The sequence below is a fragment of the Hydrogenophaga sp. genome, assembly GCF_028698005.1.
Lineage (GTDB): Bacteria > Pseudomonadota > Gammaproteobacteria > Burkholderiales > Burkholderiaceae_C > Hydrogenophaga.
In genome coordinates, this window is the sequence record NZ_JAQVEJ010000007.1 from 1 (window position 1) to 24,635 (window position 24,635).

At 70.1% G+C, this 24,635-nt stretch carries 25 protein-coding genes and 1 pseudogene; 14 read left to right on the forward strand and 12 right to left on the reverse strand.

Annotation, left to right across the window (positions count from 1 at the left end):
- Together PHQ87_RS01510 and PHQ87_RS01515 are read left to right on the forward strand one after the other, a co-directional pair.
- A partial coding sequence (locus tag PHQ87_RS01510; protein WP_300230486.1) for an SPFH and helix-turn-helix domain-containing protein occupies window positions 1-737 on the forward strand: 737 nt, incomplete at its 5' end.
- A gap of 14 nt (window positions 738-751) precedes the next feature.
- Window positions 752-1,822 carry a zinc ribbon domain-containing protein gene (locus tag PHQ87_RS01515; RefSeq protein WP_300230488.1) on the forward strand — a complete coding sequence of 357 codons (1,071 nt, stop codon included), beginning with the start codon at window positions 752-754 and terminating at the stop codon, window positions 1,820-1,822.
- Between the two features lie 22 nt (window positions 1,823-1,844).
- Here PHQ87_RS01515 and PHQ87_RS01520 read toward each other — a convergent pair whose 3' ends face one another.
- Complete coding sequence (locus PHQ87_RS01520; RefSeq protein ID WP_300230490.1) at window positions 1,845-2,657, reverse strand: ChaN family lipoprotein; 813 nt, start codon at window positions 2,655-2,657, stop codon at window positions 1,845-1,847.
- 53 nt (window positions 2,658-2,710) lie between these two features.
- Here PHQ87_RS01520 and PHQ87_RS01525 point away from each other — a divergent pair, with 53 nt between their 5' ends.
- Window positions 2,711-3,796 (forward strand): AbrB family transcriptional regulator, encoded by a 1,086-nt coding sequence (locus PHQ87_RS01525; RefSeq protein WP_300230491.1) that lies wholly within the window; start codon window positions 2,711-2,713, stop codon window positions 3,794-3,796.
- 193 nt (window positions 3,797-3,989) lie between these two features.
- Here PHQ87_RS01525 and PHQ87_RS01530 read toward each other — a convergent pair whose 3' ends face one another.
- The 3 genes from PHQ87_RS01530 to PHQ87_RS01540 all read right to left on the reverse strand — a co-directional run bounded on the left by PHQ87_RS01530 (window position 3,990) and on the right by PHQ87_RS01540 (window position 6,585).
- A complete protein-coding gene (locus PHQ87_RS01530) occupies window positions 3,990-4,274 on the reverse strand; it encodes a DUF3567 domain-containing protein (protein WP_300230576.1) in 285 nt (94 codons plus the stop codon).
- A 203-nt stretch (window positions 4,275-4,477) separates the two neighbouring features.
- On the reverse strand, window positions 4,478-5,734 hold the full coding sequence (locus PHQ87_RS01535; RefSeq protein ID WP_300230493.1) for a DUF3108 domain-containing protein: 1,257 nt from the start codon (window positions 5,732-5,734) through the stop codon (window positions 4,478-4,480).
- The gene (locus tag PHQ87_RS01540; RefSeq protein WP_300230495.1) at window positions 5,731-6,585 is read right to left on the reverse strand and encodes an IclR family transcriptional regulator; all 855 of its coding nucleotides are present in this window, start codon (window positions 6,583-6,585) and stop codon (window positions 5,731-5,733) included. The genes PHQ87_RS01535 and PHQ87_RS01540 overlap by 4 nt, the downstream gene beginning before the upstream one ends.
- A gap of 61 nt (window positions 6,586-6,646) precedes the next feature.
- On the opposite strand from PHQ87_RS01540, the gene PHQ87_RS01545 reads away from it, so the two are divergent.
- Window positions 6,647-7,696, forward strand: coding sequence for a fumarylacetoacetate hydrolase family protein (locus tag PHQ87_RS01545; RefSeq protein ID WP_300230497.1), 1,050 nt, complete (start codon window positions 6,647-6,649; stop codon window positions 7,694-7,696).
- A 54-nt stretch (window positions 7,697-7,750) separates the two neighbouring features.
- Here PHQ87_RS01545 and PHQ87_RS01550 read toward each other — a convergent pair whose 3' ends face one another.
- Complete coding sequence (locus tag PHQ87_RS01550; protein ID WP_300230499.1) at window positions 7,751-8,194, reverse strand: VOC family protein; 444 nt, start codon at window positions 8,192-8,194, stop codon at window positions 7,751-7,753.
- A gap of 121 nt (window positions 8,195-8,315) precedes the next feature.
- Here PHQ87_RS01550 and PHQ87_RS01555 point away from each other — a divergent pair, with 121 nt between their 5' ends.
- The 3 genes from PHQ87_RS01555 to PHQ87_RS01565 all read left to right on the forward strand — a co-directional run bounded on the left by PHQ87_RS01555 (window position 8,316) and on the right by PHQ87_RS01565 (window position 11,420).
- A complete protein-coding gene (locus PHQ87_RS01555; protein ID WP_300230501.1) occupies window positions 8,316-9,029 on the forward strand; it encodes a PhaM family polyhydroxyalkanoate granule multifunctional regulatory protein in 714 nt (237 codons plus the stop codon).
- A gap of 4 nt (window positions 9,030-9,033) precedes the next feature.
- Window positions 9,034-10,311: an FIST N-terminal domain-containing protein gene (locus PHQ87_RS01560; RefSeq protein ID WP_300230503.1), complete on the forward strand. Its 1,278-nt coding sequence runs from the start codon at window positions 9,034-9,036 to the stop codon at window positions 10,309-10,311.
- 65 nt (window positions 10,312-10,376) lie between these two features.
- Window positions 10,377-11,420, forward strand: a complete 1,044-nt coding sequence (locus PHQ87_RS01565) for a serine endopeptidase (protein WP_300230505.1) — start codon at window positions 10,377-10,379, stop codon at window positions 11,418-11,420.
- Window positions 11,421-11,426: 6 nt separating this feature from the next.
- Here PHQ87_RS01565 and PHQ87_RS01570 read toward each other — a convergent pair whose 3' ends face one another.
- The 3 genes and pseudogenes from PHQ87_RS01570 to tgt all read right to left on the reverse strand — a co-directional run bounded on the left by PHQ87_RS01570 (window position 11,427) and on the right by tgt (window position 14,506).
- Window positions 11,427-12,620 carry an MFS transporter gene (locus PHQ87_RS01570; RefSeq protein WP_300230507.1) on the reverse strand — a complete coding sequence of 398 codons (1,194 nt, stop codon included), beginning with the start codon at window positions 12,618-12,620 and terminating at the stop codon, window positions 11,427-11,429.
- A 45-nt stretch (window positions 12,621-12,665) separates the two neighbouring features.
- Window positions 12,666-13,247: pseudogene (locus PHQ87_RS01575) on the reverse strand (ProQ/FINO family protein); the annotation flags it as partial.
- 80 nt (window positions 13,248-13,327) lie between these two features.
- On the reverse strand, window positions 13,328-14,506 hold the full coding sequence (gene tgt / locus PHQ87_RS01580; protein WP_300230509.1) for a tRNA guanosine(34) transglycosylase Tgt: 1,179 nt from the start codon (window positions 14,504-14,506) through the stop codon (window positions 13,328-13,330).
- Window positions 14,507-14,592: 86 nt separating this feature from the next.
- Here tgt and PHQ87_RS01585 point away from each other — a divergent pair, with 86 nt between their 5' ends.
- On the forward strand, window positions 14,593-15,051 hold the full coding sequence (locus tag PHQ87_RS01585; protein ID WP_300230511.1) for a DUF2214 family protein: 459 nt from the start codon (window positions 14,593-14,595) through the stop codon (window positions 15,049-15,051).
- A gap of 27 nt (window positions 15,052-15,078) precedes the next feature.
- Here PHQ87_RS01585 and PHQ87_RS01590 read toward each other — a convergent pair whose 3' ends face one another.
- On the reverse strand, window positions 15,079-15,219 hold the full coding sequence (locus tag PHQ87_RS01590) for a hypothetical protein (RefSeq protein ID WP_300230513.1): 141 nt from the start codon (window positions 15,217-15,219) through the stop codon (window positions 15,079-15,081).
- A 142-nt stretch (window positions 15,220-15,361) separates the two neighbouring features.
- Window positions 15,362-16,291, reverse strand: coding sequence for a LysR family transcriptional regulator (locus PHQ87_RS01595; protein ID WP_300230515.1), 930 nt, complete (start codon window positions 16,289-16,291; stop codon window positions 15,362-15,364).
- A 107-nt stretch (window positions 16,292-16,398) separates the two neighbouring features.
- Between PHQ87_RS01595 and PHQ87_RS01600 the strand changes: the two genes are divergently transcribed.
- Genes PHQ87_RS01600 through PHQ87_RS01610 form a run of 3 tightly spaced genes read left to right on the forward strand, consistent with a single transcriptional unit; the run spans window position 16,399 to window position 18,514 of the window.
- Window positions 16,399-17,706 (forward strand): aromatic ring-hydroxylating dioxygenase subunit alpha, encoded by a 1,308-nt coding sequence (locus PHQ87_RS01600; protein ID WP_300230517.1) that lies wholly within the window; start codon window positions 16,399-16,401, stop codon window positions 17,704-17,706.
- Window positions 17,703-18,185, forward strand: a complete 483-nt coding sequence (locus PHQ87_RS01605; RefSeq protein WP_300230519.1) for an aromatic-ring-hydroxylating dioxygenase subunit beta — start codon at window positions 17,703-17,705, stop codon at window positions 18,183-18,185. Before PHQ87_RS01600 ends, PHQ87_RS01605 begins: the two co-directional genes overlap by 4 nt.
- Before the next feature lie 14 nt (window positions 18,186-18,199).
- Window positions 18,200-18,514 (forward strand): non-heme iron oxygenase ferredoxin subunit, encoded by a 315-nt coding sequence (locus tag PHQ87_RS01610; RefSeq protein ID WP_300230521.1) that lies wholly within the window; start codon window positions 18,200-18,202, stop codon window positions 18,512-18,514.
- On the opposite strand, the gene queA is transcribed toward PHQ87_RS01610, so the two are convergent.
- The gene (gene queA / locus PHQ87_RS01615) at window positions 18,493-19,617 is read right to left on the reverse strand and encodes a tRNA preQ1(34) S-adenosylmethionine ribosyltransferase-isomerase QueA (protein ID WP_300230523.1); all 1,125 of its coding nucleotides are present in this window, start codon (window positions 19,615-19,617) and stop codon (window positions 18,493-18,495) included. The genes PHQ87_RS01610 and queA overlap by 22 nt on opposite strands.
- Window positions 19,618-19,698: 81 nt before the next feature.
- On the opposite strand from queA, the gene recG reads away from it, so the two are divergent.
- The 3 genes from recG to PHQ87_RS01630 are packed head-to-tail and all read left to right on the forward strand — an operon-like array spanning window position 19,699 to window position 23,739.
- On the forward strand, window positions 19,699-21,816 hold the full coding sequence (gene recG, locus PHQ87_RS01620) for an ATP-dependent DNA helicase RecG (RefSeq protein WP_300230524.1): 2,118 nt from the start codon (window positions 19,699-19,701) through the stop codon (window positions 21,814-21,816).
- A gap of 22 nt (window positions 21,817-21,838) precedes the next feature.
- Window positions 21,839-22,798 (forward strand): hydrogen peroxide-inducible genes activator, encoded by a 960-nt coding sequence (locus tag PHQ87_RS01625; protein WP_300230526.1) that lies wholly within the window; start codon window positions 21,839-21,841, stop codon window positions 22,796-22,798.
- Window positions 22,799-22,815: 17 nt separating this feature from the next.
- Window positions 22,816-23,739, forward strand: coding sequence for a 4-hydroxybenzoate octaprenyltransferase (locus PHQ87_RS01630; RefSeq protein ID WP_300230528.1), 924 nt, complete (start codon window positions 22,816-22,818; stop codon window positions 23,737-23,739).
- Window positions 23,740-23,757: 18 nt separating this feature from the next.
- Here the strand turns inward: PHQ87_RS01630 and proC are convergent, their stop codons facing one another.
- Window positions 23,758-24,591, reverse strand: a complete 834-nt coding sequence (gene proC / locus PHQ87_RS01635) for a pyrroline-5-carboxylate reductase (RefSeq protein WP_300230530.1) — start codon at window positions 24,589-24,591, stop codon at window positions 23,758-23,760.
- Between the last annotated feature and the right edge of the window lie 44 nt (window positions 24,592-24,635).

The window sequence follows — 24,635 nt, forward strand, 5'->3', positions numbered from 1 at the left end:
GCGACGCCGACTTCGGCGTGGTGCGCGTGCGCGCCTTCGGCACCTACGACTTCAAGATCGTCGATCCGGTCAAGTTCCTCAAGGAGGTGGCGGGCACCGACCACCATTTCCGCCTGGACGAGTTCAATGACGTGATGCGCTCGCGCATCGTCAGCGTGTTCAGCGAGACCCTGGCCAAGGCCAAGGTGCCGGCGCTGGACGTGGCCACGCGCTACGGCGAGCTCGGTGCGGCCCTGCTGGAGCCACTGAACGTGGTGATGCGCGAGCTCTATGGTCTGGAATTCACCGCCTTTGTGGTCGAGAACGTCTCGGTGCCGCCCGAGCTGGAGCAGGCGATCGACAAGCGTGGCGCCATGACCGCCATCGGCGACCTCAACGACTTCGTCAAGTACAACATGGGTACCGCGCTGGCCGAGGGCAAGGCCGGCGCTGCCGGCATCGGTGCCGAGCTGGCGGCCGGTCTGGCCATGGGGCAGTCCATGTTGCAGGGCGGCATGGGTGTGGGGGCGCCCCCGGCGCAGCCGGGCTTCGTGCCGGGGGCCACGGCACCCGCCGCCGCGGCGGCGGCCGGCGCCGCGCCCATCGCGCTCATGACGCCCGAACAGGTGGCCGAGGCGCTGGGCGTGGCGCCCAGCGACGTGCTGCAGGAGCTGGAGGCCGGCACCCTCAAGGGCCGCAAGATCGGCTCCCAGTGGCGTGTGCCGCGGGCGGCGCTGGATGAGTTCCTGAAAGGCTGAGCGGTCCGGCGCGTATGCAACTGAGCGAGGTCTCTGCCGGGCAGAAACTGGCGTGCCCGGCCTGTGGCGGCGAGGCGCAGTGGAACCCGGCCAAACGGGCGCTGGTCTGTGCCTACTGCGGCACCGAGTCGCCCTACGAGCTCAAGACCGACGGCGCGATCGTCGAGCACGATCTCGTGGCGGCCCTGCAGTCCATTCCACAGGCGGCCCGGGGCTGGCGCGACGAGCGGCGCTCGGTGCGCTGCCAGCACTGCCAGGCCATCAGCGTGTTTTCGTCCGCCCAGCAGGGCAAGGCCTGCGACTTCTGCGGCTCCACCGCCCTGGTGCCGTTTGAGGACGAGGCGGACGAGATCATCCGGCCCGAGAGCCTGCTGCCGTTCGATATCGACCAGCCGCGCGCACGCGACCGGGTGCGCCAGTGGTACGGCTCGCGCTTCTGGGCGCCGAACAACCTGGGCAGCAAGGCGCTGACCGATACCCTGCACGGCGTTTATCTGCCTTACTGGACCTTCGATGCCGATGTCAGCGCCCGTTACACGGCCCAGGGGGGCGAGTACTACCAGGACCGTGACGGCAAGCGGCAGGTGCGCTGGTTCCCGGTGTCGGGCCAGGTGCGCCATTTCTTCGACGACACCCTGGTGTGCGCCTCGCGCGGCGTGCACCCGCGGCTGATCCAGGCGGTGGAGCCGTTTCCCACCACCTCCGAGCGCCTCAAGCCCTACGACCCGGGTTACCTGAGCGGCTGGACGGTGGAGCGCTACCAGCTCGACCTGGTGGGCGCCGCCCAGCGCGGGCGCGAGCGCATGATGGCGGCGATCCGCCGGATGTGTGCACAGGACATCCGTGCCGATACCCACCGCAACCTGCAGGTGTCGGCCCAGTTCGAGCGCCAGACCTTCAAACATGTGCTGCTGCCGGTCTGGCTGGTGGGCTACCGCTACGGCAGCCGCGATTACCAGGTGCTGGTCAACGGCGCGACCGGTCAGGTCGCCGGTGAGTACCCCAAGAGCTGGGTCAAGATCACGATCGCGGTGCTGCTGGCCCTGGTGGTTCTGGCGGCCATCATCTGGCTGGACCAGGGCTGACGGCCCTGCCGGCGCGGCCGCGTCAGCGCCGGTCCGGGGCCAGGTGCTGGCGCAGTTCGGCGCAATGGTCTTTCTCGGGTACCGGCGGGGTCGGCCACACGGCGTCCGCGACGCCGGCCACATCGGCGGGGCCGGTTGGGCCGGCGCGCAGCCAGACCACATGGGCCTGGTCGGCGAGCGCTGCGGGCCAGTGGCGGGGCACGCCGATGTCGCGCCGCACGTGGCCGGCGCCGGCCAGGAGCAACACGGTCTGACCGGCCCGCAGTTCGCGTGTGGCCGTCTGCGCCAGGCTCAGGTCGCGTGCGATCTGGATGCGCGTCATCCCGGGCAATTGCGCGGCCGGCAGCAGGCGGCAGTGCCCGTCGTCAACCGCCTGGCGCTGCCGTGCCAGGCCGTCGGCATCCAGCCGGTCGTCCAGGCTGTGATCCTGCAGCGCGTCGCGCATGCGGGCGCGGGGCAGATTGCCGCCGACCACCGGCACGCCGGCTTGCACGGCGGCCATCACGACCGGGCCATAGCGCGCCCAGGGCCAGCCGGGCTCATGCCAGGCCAGGCGCTGGCGGACCTCGGTCTCGCTGGCGCTGTCCGGGAGGCCATGGGTGTCGTGGCCGGACTCGGCCATCTCGAGGACCAGCACCGCCAGGCGGCCTGCGGCGGCCAGATGCTCCACGCTTGCGCGGGCCAGCACGGCATGCTCATCGGCATCGTGCTGCTCACCCAGCAACAGCACCGGCGCCTCGGGCAGCGCCAGCGCCAGCGGCGCGGCGGTGGCGCAGGCTGCCAGCATCAGCAGGCCGGCCAGCAGGGCTGGCGTGGCAGACGGTCGATGGCTCATGCAGGGATACTACGCCCTTTGCCGCCGTGCAACGGCCGACACCGATGATGTTCATGTCCCGACCACCTGGTCGGCCGGTACCGTGGTCCCGCGTGCTGGGGACGCTGGTGCTGGCCTATGCTGCCGCGCGCTTGTGCGTGTGGCTGGGCACGCCCCTGCCCTGGATGATCGGCCCCTTGCTGGCCACCGCGCTGGGCTCGATGCTGGGCGCGCCCACCGAGAGCTGGGTGGTGCTGCGCAACGCCGGCCAATGGGTGATCGGCGCGGCGCTGGGGCTGCATTTCACGCCCGCGGTGGGCGTGTTGGTGGCGCAACTGTGGTGGGTGATTGCCTGGGGTGTCGTGTGGGCGCTCGCACTGGGGTGGGCGATGGGCGTCTGGCTGCACCGCTTGCATGCGGGGCGGGTGCCCGGGGTGAGGCCCGACCAGTGGCGCGGGACGGCGTTTTTTGCCGGCTCGATCGGCGCTGCCTCGGAAATGACCCTGATCGCCGAGCGCTATGGCGCGCGCACCGATCTGGTGGCGGCGGCACACAGCCTGCGGGTGCTGCTGGTGGCCGTGGCGATTCCCTTCGGCCTGCAGGCCTGGGGCGTCACCGGGCTGGATGCCAGCCCGCCTGGCGTGCGGGAGGTCGATCCCGCGGGCCTGGCCGTGCTGGCGGCGCTGACGCTGGCCGGCATCGTGGCCATGCTGCGCTTCGGGGGAGCGAACCCCTGGTTCATCGGCGCGCTGGCGGTGGCCATGGTCCTGACCCTCTCGGGTGTGACGTTGTCGGCGGTTCCGGCGGGCCTGAGCAACGCCGCCCAACTGGTCATCGGCATCAGCCTGGGGGTGCGCTTCACGCCGGCGTTCGTGCATGCCGCGCCGCGCTGGCTGGCTTCGGTGGCGCTGGCCAGCCTGGCCATGATGGCCCTGTGCGTGGTGTTTGCCTGGATCCTGTCGCACCTGACCGGCCTGCCAGCGGCCACCCTGGTTCTGGCCGGCGCGCCCGGCGGCATCGCCGAAATGTCCATCACGGCCAAGGTGTTGCAACTCGGTGTGCCCGTGGTCACCACCTTCCAGGTCTGCCGCCTGGTGGCGGTGCTGATGCTGTCCGAACCCCTGTACCGCTGGTGGGCGGCGCGCCAGTTGCCGTCGTAGCCGCGAGCCCCCTCACCCCGACCCTCTCCCGGAGGGAGAGGGAGCGAAAACCCGCGGCGAACAACGTGTCTTCCAGCGTGGGCACCCACGGAACCGGCTTCGCCGGGCCGTCGGGTGCGTCCCCCCTCCAAGCGCCCGCAGGGCGCGCCAGAGAGGGGGGAAGCCGCATCAGCGGCGCAGGGGGGAGTGCCCCTCAGTGCATGACGACGGGCATCTGCGCCAGGCAGGCATAACCCTCCAGCGTGTCTTCCACTTCCTCTTGCGAGGGGGCGTTTTGCTGCCAGGCCTGCAGCCGCTGCTGGAACAGCTCGGCCCACGAGCCGTCCAGGTAGACCTCCTTGCCCGAGCGCTTGTCCACGATCTCGAAGCCGTGGCGCGGCATCTGGGGCAGGTCTTCCTGGCCGGGCGTCGGCGCATCGGCAGCATTGGCCAGGATGTGGACGACCGCAAAGGAATCCGAGTCGTAGAGCATGTGCATGACTTCAATATCCTTCATTGAGCAAATCGGTGGTGCCTGTGGCACTTATATCGGCAAAACCCGTACAAGACCCGGCTACCTTGCCATTTAGATAGGGATGCCGGGCCCAGGTTCAAGCGGTGTGTCTTTTTTCGGACAGATGTGGGGTGGGGGGTGGCCACGCGCTGAATCCATGGCCCCCACGCTCCGCCGCTGGCGCGGGGTCACTGTGCGGGCGGTGGGAGGGTGTCGATGGTCTGATCGACGAAGTCGCCGCTGGCTTCGCTGACGCGGATGCGGGCCGGCAGGTAGCTCATGTCGGGGGCCAGCCAGACCTCGACCTGGCGGTCGCGTTCGCGGCGGGGTTGGCGGGCCAGCCGGATCGCGGGCAGGCTCCCGCCCTCCAGGTGCAGTTCATCGGGCCCCTGGACCACGAAGTCCCACAGTTCCACGCCGGACACGTCGGCCACCGGCAGCCGGATCGTGCTGCCCGCGGGGTAGGCATCGGGCCGCGCCAGGAACAGCGCGCTCAACTGCAGCGCCACCGACAGACGGTCTTGCGTGCCCGCCTGCAGCGGCGCCTCGCCGCCGTGGTGGAAGCGGATGCGCTGGCTGGCCGCATCCAGCGTGGCGCGGCGCTCGCGTCGGCTCTGGTCGACGAAGACCTCCGGATGCATGCCGTGCGCGTCGATGCGGCCCTCGCTGTGCTGCTGGCGCTTGCCGAGCAGGAAGGCACTGACGCTGGCGTGGGCCTCGTAGCGCTGATGGTCGTGTCGCAGCGTCATGGTGCCGCTGGCGTGGTAGTTGAAGCCTTTGGCCTGGCCGGTCACGGCGTAGCGCAGGTCGATCTCCGGCGGCAGCCGGGCGGGGGGCAGCCTGACGTCGGCCTCGCCCGGGGCAGGTACGTCGGCTGGCGGGGGGGTGGCTGACTCGCGCGCCATCTGCTCGGGCACCGCTTCGGTGGGTGCCGGTCCGGTACCGGCCGTGTCGCCGGCGGCGGGCGGCTCCGTGTCCGGCGCCGGTGCTGCATCGGTGACCGGTGGGGCCGGCGCCGGTTCGGGCCATGGCATCGGCGTCGCCTCCGGCAATGGCTCCGGCAGTGGTTCGGGTGGTAACGGGGGCGGCGGTGGCAGCGCCGGCGGTGGAGCCGGTGGTGGAGGAGGAGGTGGAGGAGGAGGTGGAGGAGGAGGAGGTGGTGGTGGTGGCGGAGGCGGCGGCACGAGCTGGATCCAGCGCACGCTGCTGCGGGCCACGGGTGGGGGCTCCGGAAGGTCCGTGGCGCCGGCGGTGCCGTCATGGGCGGCCTGCGCCGGCGAGGGCGTGTCGCGGGCCGGGTCCAAGGCCGCGGGGTCTTCGCCCCGCAGGCCGAAGCGCCAGTTCGGCAGGCCGCCGTTGAGCACCAGCACGTGCGCCACCATCACCGCCAGCGTCAATGCCGCCAGGCGGCCCCGGGGTGGGCGATGGTCGAAGGCGGGGGTCACGATGGGGCCCGGTACCCGAGGTCTTCACTCAACTGCCGGGCGCAGGCACGCAGCGCCGTGGCGGGCGCGCCATCCCAGCGGGTCTCGAAGGTGGCGGCCGAGCCGAGTGCCACCAGGGCGAGTGCCAGACGCCCCTGGGCGTCGAACACCGGCGCGCAAAAGCCGCCGACGCCCGGCACCATGCCATGCACCACGCGTCCCATGCCCTGGCGCCGCACCTCGGCCAGCATGGCATCGACGGCGGGCAGGTCCAGGGGGACGTCCGTCAGGGGGAGCCCGGTGGGCGGCATCCGGCGCAGGCGGGCCAGTTCGTCATCGATCATGCGGCGGATGCGCTCGCCATCGCGGCCGTCACCCGGCATGAAGGCGGCGAAACAGCGGCCGGTGGCCGAAGTCAGCAAGGGCATCACGTCGCCCAGGCGCAGCGGCACGGGCGCGGCCTGCGGCGCCTCCTCCCAGTGCACCATGGTCGGCCCCTGGTTGCCCCAGACGGCGATCGCCAGCGTGTGCCCGGTCTCCTGCAGCAGGGCCGGCATGCGCGCCCGCGCCAGCTTGACGGCATCCACCCGCGCCAGCGTGGCCAGGCCGATGCGCAGCGCGGCCGGGCCGAGGTCGTAGCGTGTGCTCACCGGGTCCTGGACGACCAGGCCCAGACGCTGGAAGCTGACCAGGTAGCGGTGCGCCTTGGCCGCGCTCATGCCGGCGGCCGCGGCCAGGTCGCGCAGCATCAGGGCGCCAGGCACTTCGGACAGGGCTTTCAGCAACTCGAACCCCACTTCAACCGACTGGATGCCCGCGCGCTGCGGTTCGCTGTCCTGGGGCGTGGGCGTGTCGGTGTTAAATTTCACCATGTGTCATTCGGGTCTGAGCATGGCCATGACCAGACCCCGCTCGCGGCATCAGGAGGCCGGCATGAAACTCGCCACATACAAGGACGGCTCGCGCGACGGACAACTGGTGGTGGTCTCGCGCGACCTTTCAACTGCCCATTATGCGACGGGTGTGGCCCAGAAGCTGCAGCAGGTGCTGGACGACTGGAACTTCCTGGCACCGCAGTTGCAGGACCTGTCGGTGGCGCTCAACAGCGGCAAGGCGCGCCACGCCTTCCCCTTCGATCCGGCCCAGTGCATGGCGCCGCTGCCGCGCGCCTACCAGTGGGCCGACGGCTCGGCCTACCTCAATCACGTGGAGCTGGTGCGCGCCGCGCGTGGCGCCGAGGTGCCGGCCAGCTTTTACGAAGACCCGCTGATGTACCAGGGTGGCAGCGACGACTTCATCGGCCCCTGCGACCCGGTGGTGGTGCCCAGCGAGGATTTCGGCATCGACTTCGAGGCCGAAATCGCGGTCGTCACCGGCGACGTGCCCATGGGCGCATCGCCCGAGCAGGCGCTGGAGGGCGTGCGCCTGCTCATGCTGGCCAACGACGTGTCGCTGCGCCACCTCATCCCGGCCGAGCTGGCCAAGGGCTTCGGTTTCTTCCAGAGCAAGCCCGCCACCAGTTTCAGCCCGGTGGCGGTCACGCCCGACGAGCTGGGCGAGGCCTGGCAGGGTGGGCGCGTGCACCTGACGCTGCAAAGCACCTGGAACGGCCGCCGCGTGGGCATGTGCGATGCCGGCCCCGACATGACGTTTCACTTCGGCCAGCTCATCGCCCACATCTGCAGGACGCGCCATGTGCGCGCCGGCACCATCGTGGGCTCGGGGACGGTGAGCAACCCGCCGGTGGTCGCGGACGACGGCCGCAAGACATGGCCCAAGGGCTATTCGTGCATCGCCGAAAAGCGCGCCATCGAAACCATCCTTGATGGCCAGCCCGGCACCGGTTTCATGAAGTTCGGTGACACCATCCGCATCGAGATGAAGGGCCGCGATGGCCAGAGCGTGTTCGGCGCCATCGACCAGACCATCGTGTCGGGGCGGCCCGGGGCGCACGCGGACGAGACGCCGGGCGACGACGCCTGAGACGGCCTCAGGTCGGTCCGGCCCCATGCCGTGACCGGGCACGGAGGGACGGCCTCAGCCGGCGAAGACGCCCGCCAGGCTGGCAAAGCCCTTGACCTCGATCGGGTTGCCGAAGGGGTCGCAGAAGAACATCGTCCACTGCTCGCCGGCCTCGCCCGGGAAGCGCACGTGCGGCCTGATCACGAAATCGGTGCCGGCGGCCTCCAGCCGCTGCGCCAGCGCCTGCCATGCGGGCAGCAACAGGACCAGCCCGAAGTGCGGCATCGGTACCAGGTGTTCGCCGACCCGGCCGGTACGGCTGGTCTGGAACGGCTGGCCCAGGTGCAGTGAGATCTGGTGGCTGAAGAAGTCGAAGTCCACCCAGGTGTCGGTGCTGCGGCCTTCACGGCAGCCCAGCACGCCGCCGTAGAAGCGGCGCGCCTCGTCCAGGTCGCTGACGTGGAAGGCCAGGTGGAACAGGCTGCGCGCCGGCAGCGTGGCGTGGGTGTCGTCGCTCATCGGATCAGCATAGCAAAACGCCAGCCCCGGCGTGCGCGAAGCTGTGGCATCCTTGTGTGAACGCCGGCCCCCGCGCTGCGGGGCCGGTGAAACGGCACAACCACCCTCACAGGAGACGCCCATGACCCAGGCCAGCGAATTCGGCAAGTTCATCCCCGGTTTCGACTTCCTGCAGAACCTGGCGGGCCAGGCCACCTCGGGCGTGGCCCAGGGGTTCGGCCAGGGTCTGCCGTCACTGCCCCAGTTGTCGAGCTGGGTCGCACCGACCTTCAACGTCGAGGAGCTGGAAAAACGCATTGGCGAGCTCAGGGCGGTGCACTTCTGGCTCGACAACAATGCCAAGGCGCTGGCGGCCACCATCCAGGCGCTGGAGGTCCAGAAGATGACCCTGGCCACGCTCAAGACCATGAATGTCAGCCTGGGCGACGTGGCCGAGGCACTCCAGGTCAAGCCGGCGGGCGCGGCGGCCGGCGCCGCGGCACCGGGCGGCAAGACGCCGTTCGCCGGGCTGGAGGTGCCCGAGCGTACCTACGGCCAGGCGGCCACCAAGCCTGCGGCACGGCGCAAGGCGGCGCCCCGCAAGGCGGCGGCCCAGGCCGCCACCGGCGAGGCGGCGGCGGTCGATCCGATGCAATGGTGGGGCGCCCTGACGCAGCAATTCCAGCAGATCGCGTCCCAGGCCATGCAGGACGTGGCCCAGAAGGCCGCGCCCGGCCAGACGGCCGATGCACCGGCGCCGGGCCGTGGCCAGGCCGCCGCACGCAAGGGCCGCGCGCCATCCTCACCGGCTCCGGCAAAGGGCCGGTCTGCCACCCGGCGGCGCTCCGCTTCCTAGAGCCATGCGGCGCTTCCCCCTCGCCCACGCCACGCACCCGCAGTGGCGCATGGCCGCCGCGCTGGTGGTGGCCCAGTTGCATGCCCAGATGGCCTTGCCCGGGTACGCCGCCGATCCGCCGCTGGGCCTGCTGTACATCACCGACCGCTATGCGCCACACGCGCAGGACATCCTGGACTACCTGTCCGACGAGTTGCCCGGGATCAGGGACTGGGTCGGGACGGTCGGCGTCGGCATCTGCGCCACGGGGGTGGAGTACGTCGACGAACCGGCCATGGCCGTGCTGGCCTGTGACCTGCCCCCCGAGCAGTACCGCGTGTTCAGCGGGGTGGCGCCGCTGCCGGCCAGCGGTCACGACGGCGCGGGCTTCCAGGCCCACACGGCGCTGGTGCATGCCGACGGCGCCACGCCCGACCTGGCCGAGTTGCTGACCGACCTGGCCGACCGCACCCGCACCGGTTACCTGTTCGGGGGCCTGCCCAGCAGCCGCTGGGGTGCGGTGCAGTTTGCCCGCGGTGACCGTGGCCAGCCCGGGCAGCGCGTGGCCGGCGGCGTGTTGGACGGTGGCCTCAGCGGCGTGGCCTTCGGGCCGCAGGTCGAGGTCTTTTCGCGTGTGACGCAGGGAGCGCAGCCGATCGGCCCGTCGCACACCATCACCCGTGCCGAGAGCAACGTGGTCCTCGAACTTGATCGGCAGCCGGCGCTGGATCTGCTGCTGGCCGAGGCCGGTATCGACCTGGGTCAACCCCAGGTGGCCGTCGGCCGGCTGCGTGAGGTGCTGGTGGGCCTGTCAGGGCCGATGGCCCGCCACGCCGACGGCATGCCGCAGGTGCGCGGCCAGTTTGGTGACGAGGTCGAGGTGCGCCACATCATCGGTCTGGACCCGGCGCGCCGTGGCGTGGCGATCGCCCACCGGCCCGAGGAGGGCATGCGCCTGGCCTTTTGCGAGCGTCACGTGGCCGCGGCACGGGCCGATCTGGTGCGCATCTGCACCGAGATCCGCGAGGAGCTCGAGCCCGAGGCCGTCGGTCTGGACGCGGTTTCTTCGCTGCTGGCCGGCGGCACCGATGGCGGCACGGCGGCACCATGGCGCATGCGGGGGGCGGTCTATGTGAGCTGCTCCGGCCGGGGTGGTCCCCATTTCGGCGGCGACAGCGCCGAACTGCAGATCGTGCGCCGGGCGCTGGGCGATGTACCGCTGGTGGGCTTCTTCGCCGGTGGCGAAATCGCGCGCCACCACCTGTACGGCTACACCGGTGTGCTGACGGTGTTCGTGGCGTAGGGCTGCGCCGCCGCCAGGGTGACCCCGGGGCGGTGTATCGTGCGCGCTGGAGGAGAAAACACATCATGAGCAATGCCTTGCGGCTGTCTGAAAAATGGTTCCGCCGCGGCCTGTGGCTGGTCGCCTTCCTGTTCGCATGGTTCCTGACCGGGCTGGGCAGCACCATCGTTGGCGATCTGCCCAAGGTCGAGCAGCAGCGTTCGCTGAACGACTTCATGGACGCCAGCCGGGCGCCCGCACTGCGCCAGACGATCCAGGACGCCGGCCAGGCGGACGACGAGGCGCGTGCCGCGCTGGACCAGGCCCAGCTCAAGCTGCAGGTGGCGCGTGCCGACAACCAGGCCGCACGCGAGACCTTCAGCAACTGGCTGGCGACCCGGCGCGCCACGGCGCAGGGCGAGCACGATGACGAACTGGTGCGGCGTACGCGCGAGCTCGATGCGCTGCGACAGGTCGAACGCGAGGCCCAGGCGGCCGTGCAGCAACAGCAGCAGGCCGGGCTGGATGCGCGTCAGCGCCTGGAGCGTGCGCAGGCCGAACTGGGCCAGCTCGAGAGGCAGGCGCGCGAGGCCTACGAGCGCGCCCGGCGCGCGCAGGAGTTGCGCGTGTTCGGCTATCGGCTGGCGCTGACCCTGCCGCTGCTGCTGGTGGCCGGCTGGCTGTTCAAGCGGCACCGCAAGGGCGCGTCGTGGCCCTTCGTGTGGGGCTTCATCTTCTTTGCGCTGTTTGCCTTCTTTGTCGAACTGGTGCCTTACCTGCCCAGTTACGGCGGCTACGTGCGCTATATCGTCGGCATCGTGCTCACGGTGATCGGCGGGCGCTACGCCATCCAGGCCCTGCAGCGCTACCTGGAGCGCCAGCAGCAGGCCGAGGCCCAGCCCGACAACCAGCGCCGCAGGCAGTTGGACTACGACCTGGCGCAGGCGCGACTGACCAAGAACGTCTGTCCCGGCTGTGAGCGCGCGGTGGATCTGAAGGATGGCAAGACCGACTTCTGCCCGCACTGCGGCCTGTGCCTGTTCGACCGCTGCGGCCACTGCCAGACCCGCAAGAGCGCCTTTGCGCGTTACTGTTTCTCGTGCGGCACGGCCGCGGACGCGCGGGACTGAACGCGCTCAGGCGCGTTCGCGCCACAGCGGGCGCAGGGCCCACAGCCCCAGTGCCGGGCCGATGGCCAGGCCTGTGATCAGCCAGCCCAGCGGCATGTGTTCGCTCAACTGCACGAACAGCACGATGCTGAGGCTGCTGATGGCGAAGCCGATGCTGTTGGTGAGGGTCAGCACACTGCCGACGGCGTGCGGCGGTGCGTTGCGGGCCGTGAGAGCCGAGAACTGGGGTGAATCGCCCGAGACGGTGATGCCCCACAGCAGCAGCCAGGCGTAGAACAGGACGTCGGTCGCCTGGATGAGCCAGGGCGCCAGCAGGCAGCACAGGCCGCTGATCGCCAGTTGCGTGCCGGCCACGCGGGCGCTGCCCCAGCGCGGCGCCAGGGCGCCGCCCACCACGCAGCCGATGGCGCCGCCGCCGAGCACGGCAAACGCGGTCCACGAGAGGGCAAGCCCTTCCAGCCGCGTGGCCAGGACCATGGGCACCAGCACCCACATGGTGTAGAGCTCCCACATGTGTCCGAAGTAGCCCAGCACCGAGCTGCGCACGCGTGCGTCGGTGCCGATGGCGGCCAGTGCCCGCCACTGCAGCGTGCTGACGTGGGCGACGGCGTGTGGCGGCTCGGGCAGCGCGGCGTAGAGCAGGATGCCGCCGGCCGCCACCAGGGCGGCCACGCCGATCATGATCGACTGCCAGGGCAGGGTGTCGCCGCCGATCGCGCGCAGCGCATGGGCGCTGGCCGAGCCCAGGATCAGCGCGCCGATCAGCATGCCCAGGGCCGGGCCCAGCCCGCGCGGAAACCATTGCGATGCGATTTTCATGCCCACCGGATAGATGCCGGCCAGGAAGAAGCCGGAGGCAAAGCGCCAGGCCAGCAGGGCACCATAGTGCGAGATGGTGGCCCAGGCCCCGACGGTGCACGCGGCGCCGGCCAGCGTGCAGACGAGGAACACGGCACGGGCCGGGAATCGGTCGGCGATGGCCAGCAGCGCGAAGAACAGCGTGCCGGCGATGAAGCCGGTCTGCAGCGTGGAGGTGAGGGTGCCCACCGCCGTGGCCGGCCAGCCGAAGGCGCGCTGCAGGTCGGGCATGACGGCATTGACCGCGAACCACAGCGAGGTACCGGCGAACTGCGCGATGACCAGCACCGGCAGAACGCGGGCAGGGGCGGCGGCGGAGGTGGGTGGAGGTGTCGTCGTCACCCGCGCATTGTGCGGCGAAGAACGCCTTCGCCGGTGTCGCCCTGGTCAGGCCAGGGTGCGTCGCACCTCGTCCAGGGGCAGGCCGTAGCTGCCGGCGAAGTCCTCGACGCTCATGCCGCTGGCGGCGAAGGCACGCCGCAGCGCTTCGGCGCGGGCGGCACGGCTGCCCGCCTCGGCCAGTGCCTCGAGCGTGAGGGTGTTGATCGCCTCGTCGCGGCCCAGCACCTTCTCGACATAGGCCTCGCGGCTCAGACCCGAGGCCTCGAAGGCCTGCGCCAGGCGCCGCAGCAATTTGGGGCGCAGGTCTTCGGCGCTGCGCTGCTGGCGGCGGCGGAACACCTCGACCAGGGCGTGGTGCACGTGCTCGGGGGCCACGGCTTCCACCGGCTGCCCGTTCAGGTCGTGGCGCTGCGCACCGCTGGCGACGGCATTCAGGTAGCGGGTGGAGCGCGTGTGCAGGGCCAGGGCCGCCTTCAGGCCGTCCTTGTCCAGTTCGCTGCCGTGGGCGGCCAGCAGATCCTGGTAGATGCCGCGCTTGAGCGGTCGCAGCGTTTCACCGAACAGCGCAGGGTAAAGCTCGGCCAGGCGCGTCAGCACGGGGTGTTGTCGGGCCGGCTGGTTGCCCGGGCGCGCTGCCTGGGGCCGCCGCTGGCGCTGGCGGGCTTTCGAGGGGGTGTTGTCGGAGGTCATGGTGTCGGGTTGATCGCTCACACGCCGCGGGCGCGGTCGGCCTTGAAGCGGGCGCGGAAGGCGGCGAATTCGCCGGCATCGAGCGCATGGCGCACTTCCTGCATCAGGTTCAGGTAGTAGTGCAGGTTGTGGATGCTGGCCAGCATGGGGCCGAGCATTTCGCCGCAGCGGTCCAGGTGGTGCAGGTAGGCGCGGGAAAAACCGTCGCGCCCGCCATCGGCCCAGGCCACGCCCGAGCGTCCGGCGCAGGTGTAGCAGGTGCAGGTCTCGTCCAGGGGCCGGTGGTCGTTTTTGTGGCGGGCGTTGCGGATCTTCAGGTCGCCGTATCGCGTGAACAGGTGGCCGTTGCGCGCGTTGCGCGTGGGCATGACGCAGTCGAACATGTCCACGCCGCAGGCCACGCCCTCGACCAGGTCTTCCGGTGTGCCCACGCCCATGAGGTAGCGCGGCTTGTGGGCCGGCAGCCGGTGCGGGGTGTGCGCCATGATGCGCAGCATCTCTTCCTTCGGTTCGCCCACGCTGACGCCGCCGATGGCGTAGCCGGGGAAGTCCATCTCCACCAGCGCTTCCAGCGATTCCTGGCGCAGGTGCTCGAACATGCCGCCCTGCACGATGCCGAACAAGGCATTGGGGTTGCCCAGGCGTTCGAATTCGGCCTGGGAGCGGACCGCCCAGCGCCGGCTCATTTCCATGCTCTGGCGTGCCTCGGCCTCGGTCGTGATGTGGCCACTGCCCCTGGCACCCTGCCAGTAGGGTGTGCATTCGTCGAGCTGCATCACGATGTCGGAGTTGAGGATGGTCTGGATCTGCATGCTCACCTCGGGCGACATGAACAGCTTGTCGCCGTTGACGGGGGAAGCGAAGTGCACCCCCTCCTCGGTGATCTTGCGCATCTCGCCCAGGCTCCAGACCTGGAAACCCCCGGAGTCGGTGAGGATGGGCTTGTGCCACTGCTCGAAGCCGTGCAGGCCGCCGAAGCCCTTCATGATGTCCAGGCCCGGGCGCATCCACAGGTGGAAGGTGTTGCCCAGGATGATCTGGGCGCCCATGTCCTGCAGGCTGGCGGGCATCACGCCCTTGACGGTGCCGTAGGTGCCCACGGGCATGAAGATGGGCGTCTCGACCACACCGTGGTTGAGCGTGAGCCGGCCGCGGCGCGCATGGCCGTCGGTCTTGAGCAGGTCGAATTGGAGCATGGGGCGCATTGTCTCAAAGTGGCCGCGCGGGTGGCGCCCGGGGCACAATGGCGCTACCGCCCTGGCTGGCGCACAAGGAGATGCCGATGACCACCGAAGCCCTGTTGGCCTATGCCCATTTCACCGCCATCCTGGCGATGGTCGTGTTCCTGTCCAGCGAAGCGGCGCTGTGTCGCCAGGAATGGATGAGCGCGGCCGTGGTGGAGCGGCTGGCGCGCGTGGACCTGATCTACGGCCTCTCGGCCGTGGCGGTGCTGCTGACCGGTCTGGCGCGCACCTGGTGGGGCATGAAGGGGCCGGTCTGGTACTGGCTGCAGCCGATGCTGCACATCAAGCTCACCCTGTTCGTGGTGATCGGGTTGCTGTCGATCGGGCCCACCATGCGCTTCGTGCGCTGGCGCCGGGCCTTGCGCCAGACCGGGGCCCTGCCGCCCGAGGCCCAGGTGCGCAGCACGCGCCGACTGGTGATGATCGAGGCGCACCTGCTGATGCTGATTCCGCTGGCGGCGGTGTTTCTGGCCCGGGGTATTGGCCCGACCGGCTGAGCGCGCAGGCGCCGTCGGCGAAGACCCTTATGCGCTGATGGTGCTGCCGGCCACGGGCAGCGGCTGGGCCGGTGCGCCGTCCGAATGGTCCCACCCCCAGGCGAGCAGCAGGGCCAGGCCGACGGACAGCAGGAGGGCGAAGCCGAGGCGGGTGAGGATTTCGATCACGTTGGCAGTCTGGCGGGTGGCAGGAACGCCGCCGATTGTGCGGGAATTCCGGCGCCGGTCCCGCGCACGGATCGCCCAAATTGTTACGAAAGCTGAACGGATGTGCCAATCCGCCGGGCGGTGTGGCCTTTCGCCGACGGTCCTATGGGCCCCGCTCGGGCTGGCCGGGGCGGCCGAAGTGGCGGGCGATCAGTTCCCGGAGCCACTGGTGCCCCGGGTCGCGGTGCAGATGGGCGTGCCAGTACTGGCAGATGGTGCTGGTGGGTAGCCGCAGCGTCAGCGGGCGGCTGACCAGTTGCAGCGGGCCGGTGACGCGGTCGGCGAAGCGCTCGGGCACGGTGGCGACCAGGTCGGTGCCGGCCAGCACATGGCCCAGCGCCACGTAGTGGGGTACGGTCAGGCACACCGCACGCCGGATGCCCAGACGGGCCAGGGATTCTTCCACGCGCTGGTGCGCGGTGCCGATGGACTCGACCTGAACGTGCTGCGCCTGCCGGAACAGCGCGGCAGTGATCTGACGCGCCCTGGCGAGTGGATGCCCTTGCCGCATCAGCAGCACGTAGCGCTGGCGGAACAGTGCCTGCTGGAAAAAGCCCGCCTGCAGTTGCGGCAGGGAGCCCAGGGCCAGGTCCACGCGGCCGGTGGCCATGGCCTCGCGCAGGTCGGGTTCGGCCACCGTCACGCAGCGCAGCGTCACGCCCGGCGCCTCACGCGCCAGCAGTTCCATCAGCACGGGCAAAAAATAGGTTTCGCCCACATCGGTCATCGCGGCGGTGAAGCGCCGCTCGCTGCCGGTCGGGTCGAACGAGGCGCGCACGTTGAGCGCGCCGTGCAAGGTATCCAGCGCCTGGGCCACCGGTTCGGCCAGTTGCAGGGCATAGGGCGTGGGCGCCATGCCGGCGGGGGTGCGCAGGAACAGCTCGTCACCCAGCAGCGTGCGCAGACGCCGCAGCGCGTTGCTGATGGCGGGCTGGCTCAGGCCCAGGCTGTCGGCGCTGCGCGAGACGCTGCGCTCGCGCATCAGGCGGTCGAACACCACCAGCAGGTTCAGGTCGATGTCGCCGAGGTCCATGCATCGATATTCATGATATGAATTTGAATTATCACGGGAATTCCGTTGTGCGATATGCACCAGGACGCCATGATGGGCCCCGCGATGCACAACAACGGAGACGAGACATGAACCCTGAGGCCCCGACGGCCGGCGCCGGCCCGGATGCCCTGGCATGGGAGCTGGGTGGCACCAGCCGCATTCCCTTTGCCGTCTACACCGACGAGGAACGCCACCGGCGCGAACTGGAACGGTTCTTCTACCGGGGCCACTGGTGCTACGTCGGCCTGGAGGCCGAGATCCCGAACCCGGGCGACTTCAAGCGCACCGTGGTGGGCGAGCGCTCGGTCATCATGACGCGCGCGGCCGACGGCGCCATCCATGTGGTGGAGAACGTCTGCGCGCACCGGGGCATGCGCTTCTGTCGCCAGCGCCATGGCAACGCGAAGGCGTTCGTCTGCCCCTACCACCAGTGGAGCTACCAGCTCGACGGCACGCTGCAGGGCGTGCCCTTCCGGCGCGGCGTGCGCCAGGACGGCAAGGTCAACGGGGGCATGCCGGCCGACTTCGACCCCGGGGACCACGCGCTGACCCGGCTCAAGGTGGCCACGCGCGGCGGCGTGGTGTTCGCCAGCTTCGACCACGAGGTCGAGTCGCTGGAGGACTACATGGGGCCGGCCATCCTCGCCTGCTTCGATCGCCTGTTCAACGGCCGCAAGCTCACCATCCTGGGCTACAACCGCCAGCGCATCCCGGGCAACTGGAAGCTGATGCAGGAGAACATCAAGGACCCCTATCACCCGGGCCTGCTGCACACCTGGTTCGTGACCTTCGGCCTCTGGCGTGCGGACAACAAGAGCCGGCTGGTCATGGATGCGCGCCACCGGCACGCGGCGATGATCTCCACCCGTGGCAGCGCCGGCCAGGCCAGCGGTCCGGCGGCGCAGGTGACGCAGGTGTCCAGCTTCAAGGACCGCATGCAACTGGAGGACCCGCGCTTTCTCGACATCGTGCCCGAGCCCTGGTGGCGCATGGGCGAGGAGATGCCGACCGCGGTGATGATGACGCTGTTCCCCAGCGTGATCCTGCAGCAGCAGGTCAACAGCGTGAGCACGCGCCACATCCAGCCCGACGGCCATGGCGCCTTCGATTTTGTCTGGACGCACTTCGGCTTCGAGGACGACACCGAGGAGATGACGCAGCGCCGCCTGCGCCAGGCCAACCTGTTCGGCCCGGCCGGCTTTGTCAGTGCCGACGATGGAGAGGTGATCGAGTTCTCGCAGCAGGCCTTCGACAGCAAGCCGCAGCACCGCGCGCTGGCGGAGCTGGGCGGGCGCGACGTGGGCAATACCGACCACATGGTGACCGAGACCCTGATCCGCGGCATGTACGCATACTGGCGCCAGGTGATGGAACAGCCGGAGGCAGGGCAATGAACGTGCTGGACAACGAGACCTTTCAGGCACTGCTCGCGCTGAACAGCGACTACGCCTCGGCCGTTGACAGCGGCAACTGGGACCTGTGGCCGGACTTCTTTACCGCCGACGGCGTTTACAAGCTGCAGCCGCGCGAGAACCACGAGCGCGGCCTGCCGCTGGCCACGCTGGCCTTCGACAGCCGGGCCATGCTGCGCGACCGCGTCTACGGCATCAAGGAAACGCTGTTCCACGACCCGTACTACCAGCGTCACGTGGTGGGCGCGCCCATCGTGCGCCAGGTGGACGTGCAGGGCCGGCTGCACTGCGAGGCCAACTACGCGGTGTTCCGCACCAAGCTGGACGGCCCGAGCACCGTGTTCAACGTCGGCCGTTACCTGGACATCGTCGTGCGCACGCCCGACGGTCTGAAGTTCGCACAGCGTCTGTGCATCTACGACAGCGAGATGGTGCCCAACTCCATCATCTACCCGATCTGAACGAGAAAACCGCCATGAGCAACTGGACCGACGTGGCCGCCGAGGCCGATCTGTTCGAGGGCGCGGGGATTCCCGTGACCCCCGGCGGTCACGACATCGCGCTGTACCTGCAGGATGGGCAGGTGTACGCCACCGACAACCTGTGCACGCACGGCGCCGCCAAGCTGTGCGACGGCTTCCTGGAGGGCTTCGAGATCGAGTGCCCGTTCCACCAGGGCCGCTTCGACATCCGCACCGGTGCGCCCACCGGCGCGCCCTGCACCGAGCCCGTCAGGAGCTGGCCGGTGAAGGTGCAGGCGGGGCGGGTTTACCTCGACCTGTCGGTGTGAGCGGCGGTGGGTGAGCGCGTCAGCAGCATGGCATCGCCGTAGCTGAAGAAGCGGTAGCGCTGCGCCACCGCGTGGCGGTACAGGGCCATCACGCGCTCATGGCCGGCGAAGGCGCTGACCAGCATCATCAGCGTGCTCTTGGGCAGGTGGAAGTTGGTCACCAGCACGTCCACCACGCGGAAGTCGAAGCCCGGGGTGATGAAGATGTTGGTATCGCCGGCCGTCTCGCCACGGTGCGCCCAGCTCTCCAGGGTGCGCACCGTCGTCGTGCCCACGGCCACGACCCGGCCGCCGCGCGCGCGGCATGCGGCGATGGCCTGCAGCGTGGCCGGCGGGATGGCATAGCGCTCGTGGTGCATCACATGGTCGGCGATGCGCTCCGTCTTCATGGGGGCGAACGTGCCGGCGCCCACGTGCAGCGTGACGCTGGCGCGCTGCACGCCGCGCCGCTCCAGTGCGGCCAGCACGCCGCCGTCGAAATGCAGCGCCGCGGTCGGCGCGGCCACGGCGCCCGGCACGCGCGCAAACACGGTCTGGTAGCGGCGCGCGTCGTCCTCGGTATCGCCGTGCGTGATGTAGGGCGGCAGCGGCACGTGGCCATGGCGCTCCATCAGGGTGTAAGGGTCTTCGCCGGCGGGGCCTTCAAGGCGCAGGCGGAACAACTGGCCCTGTTCGTCGGGCCAGCGGCCGAGGAACACCGCGTCGAACCCGCCCCCGCGCAGGCCGCCGGCCAGGTGCAGACGGCCGCCGGGCAGGGGTTTCTTGCTCACGCGCAGGTGGCCCACCACTTCGTGCGCGCTGGCGCCGTCGCTGGCCTCGTGCGGCAGCAGCACGCGCTCGATCAGCAACTCCAGCTTGCCGCCTGTGGCCTTCTCGCCGAACAGACGCGCCTTGACCACCTGGGTATCGTTGAACACCAGCAGGTCACCGGGTTGCAGCAGGTCGGGCAGGTCGCGGAACACGCGATCGGCCGGCGCGGCGCCGGTACCGTCGAGCAGGCGCGAAGCGCTGCGTTCGGCGGCCGGGTGCTGGGCGATGAGTTCCGGGGGCAGCTCGAAGTCGAAATCCGCGACGGTGAATGCGCGGGAGGTGGCGAGGGACATGGTGCTTGAGGGCCGGACGGGGCCCGTTCCAAGAGGGGACAGGGTGGATGGAAATACAGCGTTTGCAGGCAGAATTGTCCCATGTCCGCCGACGCCGCACCCGCCCCGCCCCACAAGCCCCTGTCGGCCGCCCAGAAGGCCTTGCGCAAGCTGGGCCTGCTGCGCGACATCGACCTGGCGCTGCACCTGCCACTGCGTTACGAGGACGAGACGCGCATCACGACGCTGGCGCAGGCCCGCGAGGGCGAGGTGGTGCAGCTCGAAGGCGTGGTCACCCAGCAGGAGATCACCTACCGCCCGCGCCGCCAGTTGCTGGTGACGCTGGATGACGGGACCGACACCTGCACGCTGCGCTTTTTCACTTTCTATCCCTCGCACCAGAAGGCGCTGGCCGTGGGCGCCCGCGTGCGGGTGCGCGGCGAGATCCGCGGGGGCTTCCTCGGGCGCAGCATCATGCACCCGAGCTTCCACGCGGCGGGCGGCGAGCTGCCGGACGCGCTGACACCGGTGTACCCGAGCAGCGCCCAGCTGCCGCAGGCCTATCTGCGCAAAGCGGTGGCGAGCGGTCTGCGGCGAGCCGACCTGTCGGAGACGCTGCCACCCGAGCTGCTGCCATCGCTGCGCCAGGCCCTCCAGGGGCAGCACGCGCCGGTGATGAGCTTGCGCGAGGCGCTGCATTTCCTGCACCACCCCGGACCGGACGTGTCGCTGGCGGCGCTGGAGGACCGCAGCCATCCGGCCTGGCAGCGGCTCAAGGCCGAGGAGTTGCTGGCCCAGCAGCTGTCGCAGCAGATGTCGCGGCGCGAGCGCGACGCGCTGCGCGCGCCGCGGCTGGGCGCGCCGGCGGGCGGTTTGCACGAGCAGCTGCTGGCGGCCCTGCCTTTTGCCCTGACCGCCGCCCAGCGCCGTGTGGTGGAGGAGATCGCGCACGACCTGGCGCGGCCCGTGCCCATGCACCGGCTGCTGCAGGGCGACGTCGGCTCGGGCAAGACGGTGGTGGCGGCGCTGGCGGCCGCGGTCGCCATCGGGGCGGGCTGGCAGTGTGCGCTGATGGCGCCGACCGAGATCCTGGCCGAGCAGCACTTCGCCAAGCTGGTGGGCTGGCTCGAACCCCTGCTCGCACCGCTGGGCAAGCGCGTGGCCTGGCTCACGGGCAGCCAGAAGAAGAAACAGCGCACCGAGATGCTGGCGCTCATCGCCAGTGGCGAGGCGGCGCTGGTCGTGGGCACGCATGCCGTGATCCAGGACCAGGTGCGGTTCCAGCGCCTGGCGCTGGCCATCATCGACGAGCAGCACCGCTTCGGCGTGGCGCAGCGGTTGGCGTTGCGCAGCAAGACGGGCGATGACGCGCCGGCACAGGCCGGCGAGCCGCACCTGCTGATGATGACCGCCACGCCCATCCCGCGCACGCTCGCCATGAGCTACTACGCCGATCTGGATGTCTCCACCATCGACGAGCTGCCGCCCGGGCGCACGCCCATCGTCACCAAGGTGGTGGCCGACAGCCGGCGCGCCGAGGTGATCGAGCGCATCCGCGCGCAGGTGGCGCAGGGCAGGCAGGTCTACTGGGTCTGTCCGCTGATCGAGGAGAGCGAGGCACTGGACCTGTCCAATGCCACCGCCACGCATGCCGAGTTAAGCACCGCCTTGCCCGAGGCGATGGTCGGGCTGCTGCATTCGCGCATGCCCGCGGCCGAGAAGAAGGCGGTGATGACCCTGTTCAGCGAAGGCGTGATGGGGGTGCTGGTTTCCACCACCGTGATCGAGGTGGGGGTGGACGTGCCCAATGCCTCGCTGATGGTCATCGAGCACGCCGAGCGCTTCGGCCTGTCGCAACTGCACCAGTTGCGTGGCCGTGTCGGGCGCGGCGCTGCGGCCTCGGCCTGTGTGCTCATGTACACGCCACCCGAGGGCGGGCGCCTGGGCGAGACGGCGCGCGCGCGTCTGCGTGCCATGGTCGACACCAGCGACGGCTTCGAAATCGCCCGCCGCGACCTGGAGATTCGCGGCCCGGGTGAGTTTCTGGGCGCCCGCCAGTCGGGCGCCCCCCTGCTGCGTTTCGCCGACCTGGCGACCGATGCCCACTTGCTCGGGTGGGCGCGGGACGCCGCCCGCGCACTGCTCGACCACCACCCTGCGCGGGCCGACCAGCACGTCGCCCGCTGGCTCGGTGGCAAGGCCGAATACCTCAAAGCCTAGGCAGGGGGTAATAATCCGGCTCATGACGCTCACAGAACTCAAGTACATCGTCGCCGTGGCGCGCGAGCGGCATTTCGGCAAGGCGGCCGAGGCCTGCTTCGTGTCCCAGCCCACGCTGTCCGTGGCGATCAAGAAGCTGGAAGAGGAGCTGGAGCTCAAGATCTTCGAGCGCAACGCCAGCGAGATCACCGTGACGCCGCTGGGCGAGGAGATCGTGCGTCAGGCGCAGATCGTGCTGGAAGAGGCGGCGGCGATCAAGGAGATCGCCAAGCGCGGCAAGGATCCGCTGGCGGGGCCGTTGCGCGTGGGGGTCATCTACACCATCGGCCCCTACCTGCTGCCCAATCTGGTGCGCCAGGTGATCGAGCGCACGCCCCAGATGCCGCTGATGCTGCAGGAGAACTTCACCACCAAGCTGCTGGAGCAACTGCGCCTGGGCGAAATCGACTGCGCCATCCTGGCCGAGCCGTTCCCCGACACCAACCTGGCGATCGCGCCCCTGTACGATGAGCCCTTCCTGGCCGCCGTGCCGGCCAGCCATCCGCTGGCCCAGGCGGGATCGGTCACGGCCGATGAGCTCAAGCGCGAGACCATGCTGCTGCTGGGCACCGGGCACTGCTTCCGCGACCATGTGCTGGAGGTCTGCCCCGAGTTCGCGCGCTTTTCCAACGACGCCGAGGGCATCCGCAAGAGCTTCGAGGGCTCGTCGCTGGAGACCATCAAGCACATGGTGGCCGCCGGCATGGGCGTGACGCTGGTGCCACGGCTGTCGGTACCGAACTCCGCACTGGACGGCGCCGCCGCGGCCGAGCAGGACTACGGGGACTCGTCCTTCGTGCGCTACGTGCCCTTCCGGGGCGATCCGCCCACGCGTCGCGTGGTGCTGGCCTGGCGCCGCAGCTTCACGCGCTACGAGGCCATCGCCGAGCTGCGCAACGCCATCTATGCCTGCGAACTGCCGGGCGTCAAACGCTTGTCCTGAAGATGAATGCTGCTGCCATGACGGCGCCTTCGCGCCTGAATCTGTACCTGGATCTGATCCGCTGGAACCGGCCGGCCGGCTGGCTGTTGCTGTTGTGGCCTTCGCTGTCGGCGCTGTGGATCGCGGCGGACGGCTTCCCCGGCTGGCACCTGCTGCTGGTGTTCGTCGCCGGCACCATCCTCATGCGCAGCGCCGGCTGCTGCGTCAACGACGTGGCCGACCGCGAGTTCGACCGCCACGTCAAACGCACCGTGGCGCGTCCGGTCACCAGCGGTCGCATCGGTGTCCGGGAAGCCTTGTCCGTGGGCGGCGTGCTGGCCCTGGTGGCCTTTGTGCTGGTGCTGACCACCAACCTGGCGACCATCGCCTGGTCGGTCGTTGGTCTGCTCCTGTCGCTGGTCTATCCCTACGCCAAGCGCCATGTGTCGATGCCGCAGGCGGTGCTGGGGGTGGCCTTCAGTTTCGGCATACCGATGGCGTTCTCGGCCGTGCAGGGCGGCCCTGCATGGGAGCTGTTCGCCACTGCGCCGACCCGTGCCGGGGCCGGTGCGGGCCTGCTGGACAGCGTCCCTGCCATGGCCTGGGCGCTGCTGCTGGGCAACCTGTTCTGGGTGCTGGCCTACGACACCGAGTACGCAATGGTCGATCGCGACGACGATCTGAAGATCGGCATGAAGACCGCGGCGATCACCCTGGGTGATGCCGACGTGCCCGCCATCGTGGGCTTCTATCTCGTGTTTCTGGCCATCTGGACCGCGGCCCTCTGGAGCCGGGTGCATCACGGCATCTGGCTGGCCACGCTGGCGGTGGCGCTGGTCCAGGTCGCCTGGCACTGGCGCCTGATCCGGGGGCGTGCCCGCGACGACTGCTTCAAGGCCTTTCGCCTCAACCACTGGCTCGGCTTTACCGTCTTTGTCGGCGTGGTGGCCGGCCTGGCCTGAGGTCAGGCGCTCCCGCACTCAGGCACCGAACTCGCGTCCCAGCTCGGCCGCGCGCGCCTGTGCGGCCCTCAGTGCCCGGGCGAAGTGCTCCTTCATGCCCGAGGCGTCCATCGAGGTGATGGCCGCGTGGGTGGTGCCGCCCTTGGAGGTGACCCGCTCGCGCAGCACCTGCGGCGGTTCGGCCGAACGCTGGGCCAGTGTCGAGGCACCGACGAAAGTGCCGACGGCCAGCCGGTGCGCCACGTCGGGCGTCAGTCCCATGGCGATACCCGTGTCGCGCATCGCCTCCAGGAAATAGAACACATAGGCCGGACCCGAGCCCGAAATCGCCGTCACCGCATCGAGGTCGGTCTCGGCGCCGACCCAGACCAGGTCGCCGGTGGTGCGGATCACCTGTTCGACCAGGGCGCGGTCTTCGTCCGAGACGCCGGCGCGGGCCATCAACCCGGTCATGCCCAGCCCGACCAGCGCCGGGGTGTTGGGCATGGCGCGCACGATGCGCTGGCTGCCCAGCCAGTCGGCCAGGCTGTCGCTGGTGATGCCGGCGGCCACGCTCAGGTGCAGCGGCTGCCCGAGGAACGGCGCGGCGGCGGTGGCCGCCTCCCTGAAGACCTGGGGCTTGACGGCCCACACCACCAGTGCGCCGGGCGCGAGCGCGGCGTCGGCCACCGCCTGCACCCGGATGCCCTCGAACTGCGCCTGCAGCCTGGCCCGTTGCTCGTCCCAGGGTTCAACCACTTGCAGCGCGCTGCCCGGGTGGCCTTGGCGGACCAGGCCGCCGATGATGGCGCTGGCCATGTTGCCGCCGCCGATGAAGGTGATGAGGGGGTGGGGGGTGTGGGAAGGTGCCATGAAAGAGGGAGCGCGGGTGTTGCGGGTCAGATGAGGTCGCTATT